Source organism: Testudinibacter crocodili (assembly GCF_006228025.1).
In the GTDB taxonomy this organism is placed as follows: Bacteria; Pseudomonadota; Gammaproteobacteria; order Enterobacterales; family Pasteurellaceae; genus Chelonobacter.
Genome location: NZ_VDHF01000133.1, coordinates 1 through 4,999, shown reverse-complemented (window position 1 = coordinate 4,999; position 4,999 = coordinate 1). Strand labels below are relative to the sequence as shown.

Genomic DNA, 4,999 nt, shown 5'->3' with positions numbered 1-4,999 from the left:
TTTTTGTCTACTATGCCTATTTTTGTACTTTCCACGCTTCGCGATCAATATCCAAATCGGGGAATTGTTCCGGATTGAATACTGGTTCTTCCACGCCTTGTTTTAATTGTTGGCGGTAGTCGTTCATCAACCGCACCACTTGTGGGAATAACATCACTAATGCCAGCAAGTTCAGTAATGCCAACACGCCCATTAGCGGATCAGAGAAGAAAAACACCGCAGTTGCGCCTGGTGCGGTTGCACCGAGAAACAGTACGGCGATCACCACACAACGCAGGATTAAAATCGGCAATTGTTCTTTTTTACCATAGAACAGGAAGCTCAGCGCGTTTTCGCCTAAGTAGTAGTTATAAATAATGGTGCTGAATGAAAACAGGAGAATCGAAAACGTCAGCAGATATTTTGCCCATTCGCCAAAGTGGCTTACCAATGACTGTTGGGTTAAGACCACGCCGTCAATTGCTGCGCCCGGCACATACACATTGCCTAATAAAATGATAAAGGCGGTGCAACTACAGATGATAATGGTGTCGATAAAAACGGACAGCGACTGAGCAATGCCTTGGCTGACCGGATGGCTGACATGAGCGGTTGCCGCCACATTCGGCACAGAGCCTAAACCCGCTTCATTCGAGAATAATCCGCGACGCATGCCTTGTGCGATTGCAATTCCCATACCGCCGCCAACCACAGAATCAATGCCGAAGGCATTTTTGGTGATAGTAACAATCAGTGCCGGGATTTCGGTGATATTCAGGGCAATGACCGCTAATGCCATAAAAATATAGATGAACGCCATAATCGGAATGATAACATCGGAGACTTTGGAGATACGAGTGATACCGCCGAAAATGATAATGCCGCCGATAATGGCCAGCAGGATACCAGTCCACATCCGTTCAATTTGCAAGCTGTCTAATACTGCACCGGCAACAGTATTGCCTTGAAATGCATTAAAACCGATTGAGAACGACAGCATTAAACAGATGGAATAGGCGACTGCCATCCAACGATATTTCTCACCTAAACCATGCAGAATAAAGCGTGCCGATCCGCCACGAAATTGCCCGTTCGCCGTTTTGTGTTTGTAGAGTTGGGCGAGGGTACATTCGACGATACTGGTCATCATGCCGACAAGGGCGACCACCCACATCCAAAATACTGCGCCCGGCCCACCGATGGAGATCGCAACCGCAACCCCGGCGATATTGCCGCCACCGACACGTCCGCCAATCGAGACAAATAAGGCTTGGCGACCACTGATTTGGTTTTTATCACGTCTGTTATTGTCGTTGCGTAGGAATTTAAACATCCGTTTAAAGTATTTAAACTGGGCAAAGCCGCCGACAACAGTGAAGAATAAGCCGAAAATAATCAGCATCGGAATGAGCGCCCAGCCCCAGGTGAGGGTATCAATGGTGTTAAATAGGGTATGTATATAGTCCATAAGTTTCCTGTTATATTTATAGCTTATTTTAAAATAATAAAATGGAATAAGTGCATTTAGCAGGCGAATACTAGCAAAGTGCGGTCATAAGTCAATTATCAACCGTACTTTGTTGCCAGACGGATGGTTAAAGTGTGAGCTCGCCCCGTAAATTTTGGCGTAAATGCGCGCGCACTTCATCAACACTAAAATCTTGGCTGAGTAGAAAATGCAACTTTGCCAATGCCGCTTCGACCGTCATGTCATGCCCGCTGATCACACCGACTTTCTCCAGCGCATTGCCGGTGGCATAGCTTTCCATATTGACTTTGCCGGCAAAACACTGGGTCAGATTCAGTACGATAATGCCTTTCTGATAAGCACTGTACAGCAAATCCAGAATTTCTGGGTTATCCGGTGCATTGCCGATACCAAAGGTTAATAAAATCAGCGCATTGACCGGCTGCTGCAAAATATTGCGGATAACATCAGGGGAAATCCCCGGGTATAACATGACAATCCCAATCGGTTGCGGTGTAATATTGTGCAGTTTAAATTCGCCTCTGGCACCGACATTTAGCGCTGCATAATTGATGGCAATATTGATCCCCGCCTCGACTAATGCTGGATAATTGGGGGAAGAAAATGCGTCAAACCCGTCTGCATGGCTTTTGGTCGAACGGTTGCCACGAAACAGCTTATTGTTAAAAAATAGGCAAACTTCACGGATAGGGTAGTGGGCGACCAGATACAGTGCATTCAACAAATTGGTTAAGCCGTCGGAGCGCAGCCCGGAAATCGGAATTTGCGAGCCGGTAACGATCACCGGTTTAGTTAGATTCTCCAGCATAAATGACAGTGCAGAGGCGGTGTAAGCCATGGTGTCCGTGCCGTGTAAAATAATGAATGCGTCATAATCGTGGTAGTGTTTTTTAATGTCATCAGCAATTTGCTGCCAATGCTGCGGCGTCATATTGGCAGAATCCATCAACTGATCATACTCATGTACAATAAAGTGCGGTATTTCGGCGCGTTGCAGCTCAGGTAGGCCGTTTAAATAAGAAGACATAAATCCCGGTTGTGGCACATAACCGTACTTTGACGGTTTCATACCGATTGTGCCGCCGGTGTAGGCAATGTAAACAGATTTTTTTTGCATAATAATCAACAGACCCTCGTGAATAATGGGCGAATTATAGCGTTTTTCTATGTTGAAAAGTAGCTGCGCTACTGCGAGGAATCAGATTTATCTTTGTCGATTTTGACGGTGATAGTTCAATTTATGATAAAGATCTCATTTTTTAACGATTTCACTTGTTATGATTGAAATGAAGTATTACTCTATACGCATTGAAGTCAATCTTCTTTAAATTTGCAGTCTATGGAGTCGAAATGTCAAAAATAAATAAAGAAAAAATATTGGCTATACTTGAACAGGGGTTAATTGCATCTTGCCAACCGGTGGACGATGGTCCGATGGACTCACCGGAGATTGTGGCAGCGATGGCTCAGGCATCAGTAATAGGTGGTGCTGCGGGATTACGTATTGAGGGGGTCGATAATTTAAAAGCCACTCGTGCAAAAGTTGATGTGCCAATTATCGGTATTGTAAAGCGTGATCTGGACGATAGCCCGGTTCGTATTAGCCCGTTTTTACAGGACATTGATGATTTGGCAGTGGCCGGCGCAGATATTATTGCTTTCGACGGTACGGATCGTATTCGCCCGGTGGCGCGTGATGTGATTGTTGCTCGGATTAAAGCACTGGGTTGCCTTTCCATGGCGGACTGCTCCAATTTTGAAGAAGGCATGTATTGCCAGAATCTGGGCGTCGATTTGATCGGTAGCACCATGTCTGGCTATACCGGTGGGGAAATTCCGTTAGAACCGGATCTCAAATTGGTGCAAGATTTGAAAGCCGCTGGCTGTCGCGTGATGGCAGAAGGGCGTTATAACTCGCCGGAAATGGCGGCAATGGCAATTGAAAACGGTGCCTATTCAGTCACGGTCGGCTCGGCGCTAACTCGTTTGGAGCATATTGTCGGCTGGTTTGTTGATAAAATTAATGCAGTTAAAAATAAATAGGAATCTGTTAACATGAAGTGTTGTTTAGCGATTGATATCGGTGGAACCAAAATTGCCAGTGCGTTGATTACCGGCAAAATTATTGAACAACGCCAACAAATCAGAACGCCACAGGATGAAGCTGCAAGTGGTATGAGCCAGGCACTGGCTGATATTATACAGCAACAGCAAGGGATGTTTGACTCGGTTGCGGTTGCCTCGACTGGCATCATCAACAAAGGTATCTTGACCGCACTTAACCCGAAAAACTTGGGTGGCTTGGCGGAGTTTCCATTGCTGGATACGATCGCTGAATATACGGCTGCACCGATCGGTTTGTTGAATGATGTACAGGCAGCAGCCTATGCGGAGTATCAATTATTGACGAAAAAAGTAGAGAATTTTGTTTTCATTACCGTCTCAACCGGCGTTGGTGGTGGCATTATTTTGAATGGAAAGTTGCAAACTGGTCCGAATGGCATTGCTGGTCATATCGGGCATACGTTGGCGGATCCAAACGGTCCCATTTGTGGCTGCGGACGACAAGGTTGTGTTGAAGCGATTGCAGCCGGACGGGCAATTGAAGCTACCGCAGCAAAGTGGGATGATCCCTGTGAACCGGCAGAAGTATTCGCCCGTTTTCGTCAAGGCGTACCACAAGCGGTTGAAGTGGTGCAACGCTCAGCGAGAGGCATTGCCAATTTGATCGCTGATTTAGTGATCGCAAATGATATTCAGCGAGTAGTGTTGGGTGGCAGTGTCGGTTTGGCGGAAGGCTATTTGCCGTTGGTGAACAGTTATTTGCAGCAGTTACCGCACTTTTATCAAACCGAAGTGGTGCCAGCGGCTTGCGGACCAGATGCAGGTTTACTGGGTGCGGCACTTTGGTGGCAGAATGAATTAGCTGCAAAACAAAAAAACCGTAAAAATTTCAATAAAAGATAAGGGATTGAGCATATGATTTTAGGGGATTTGAACAAAGATAACGGCACATTGGGATTATCACCGATGATTGCTGAAGTTTGCGAATATTTAAAAGGCTTAGACTTGCAAGCACTAACCTTGGGCAGACATGAGATTAATAATGATATTTTCATGAACGTGATGGAATTTGAAACCGCAGCGGCAGACAGCAAAAAATCGGAATTGCATCATCGTTACTTAGATGTACAGTTATTGATTTCTGGGGCGGAGCTGATTGAATTTGGTGTCGGAAATCCTGATTTGAGCGGCTATGAAGACTATCAGGACGAAGATGATTACCAATTGACGGCACAACCAATCGCACATAAAAATAGCGTATTGCTTGCGCCAAACATGTTTGCGATTTTCTTTCCGTATGAAGCGCACAAACCGGGTTGTCATGTGGACGGGCAGAGTGTTAAAGTGAAGAAATTGGTCGTTAAGATCCCATATTCACTACTAGGGTCTGTTGATGTTTGTTTATAATTTGAGCTATAGACTATTTTTCGCTACTCTTTTCGACAATAAAATAAGGCAAAAGTTGTG

5 protein-coding genes are annotated in these 4,999 nt (G+C 45.4%); 3 read left to right on the top strand and 2 right to left on the bottom strand.

The features are described 5' to 3' along the window. Positions 1-16: 16 nt before the first annotated feature. Both FHQ23_RS11760 and ansA read right to left on the bottom strand, forming a co-directional pair. On the bottom strand, positions 17-1,447 hold the full coding sequence (locus tag FHQ23_RS11760) for an alanine/glycine:cation symporter family protein (protein WP_139614488.1): 1,431 nt from the start codon (positions 1,445-1,447) through the stop codon (positions 17-19). A gap of 127 nt (positions 1,448-1,574) precedes the next feature. Further along, the gene (ansA, locus tag FHQ23_RS11755; protein ID WP_139614487.1) at positions 1,575-2,585 is read right to left on the bottom strand and encodes an asparaginase; all 1,011 of its coding nucleotides are present in this window, start codon (positions 2,583-2,585) and stop codon (positions 1,575-1,577) included. Positions 2,586-2,818: 233 nt separating this feature from the next. Between ansA and FHQ23_RS11750 the strand changes: the two genes are divergently transcribed. The 3 genes from FHQ23_RS11750 to nanQ are packed head-to-tail and all read left to right on the top strand — an operon-like array spanning position 2,819 to position 4,939. Next, positions 2,819-3,511: an N-acetylmannosamine-6-phosphate 2-epimerase gene (locus tag FHQ23_RS11750; protein WP_139614486.1), complete on the top strand. Its 693-nt coding sequence runs from the start codon at positions 2,819-2,821 to the stop codon at positions 3,509-3,511. Between the two features lie 12 nt (positions 3,512-3,523). Continuing rightward, a complete protein-coding gene (locus FHQ23_RS11745) occupies positions 3,524-4,435 on the top strand; it encodes an N-acetylmannosamine kinase (RefSeq protein ID WP_139614485.1) in 912 nt (303 codons plus the stop codon). 12 nt (positions 4,436-4,447) lie between these two features. Continuing rightward, positions 4,448-4,939: an N-acetylneuraminate anomerase gene (nanQ, locus tag FHQ23_RS11740; RefSeq protein WP_139614484.1), complete on the top strand. Its 492-nt coding sequence runs from the start codon at positions 4,448-4,450 to the stop codon at positions 4,937-4,939. The last annotated feature ends 60 nt before the right edge of the window (positions 4,940-4,999 follow it).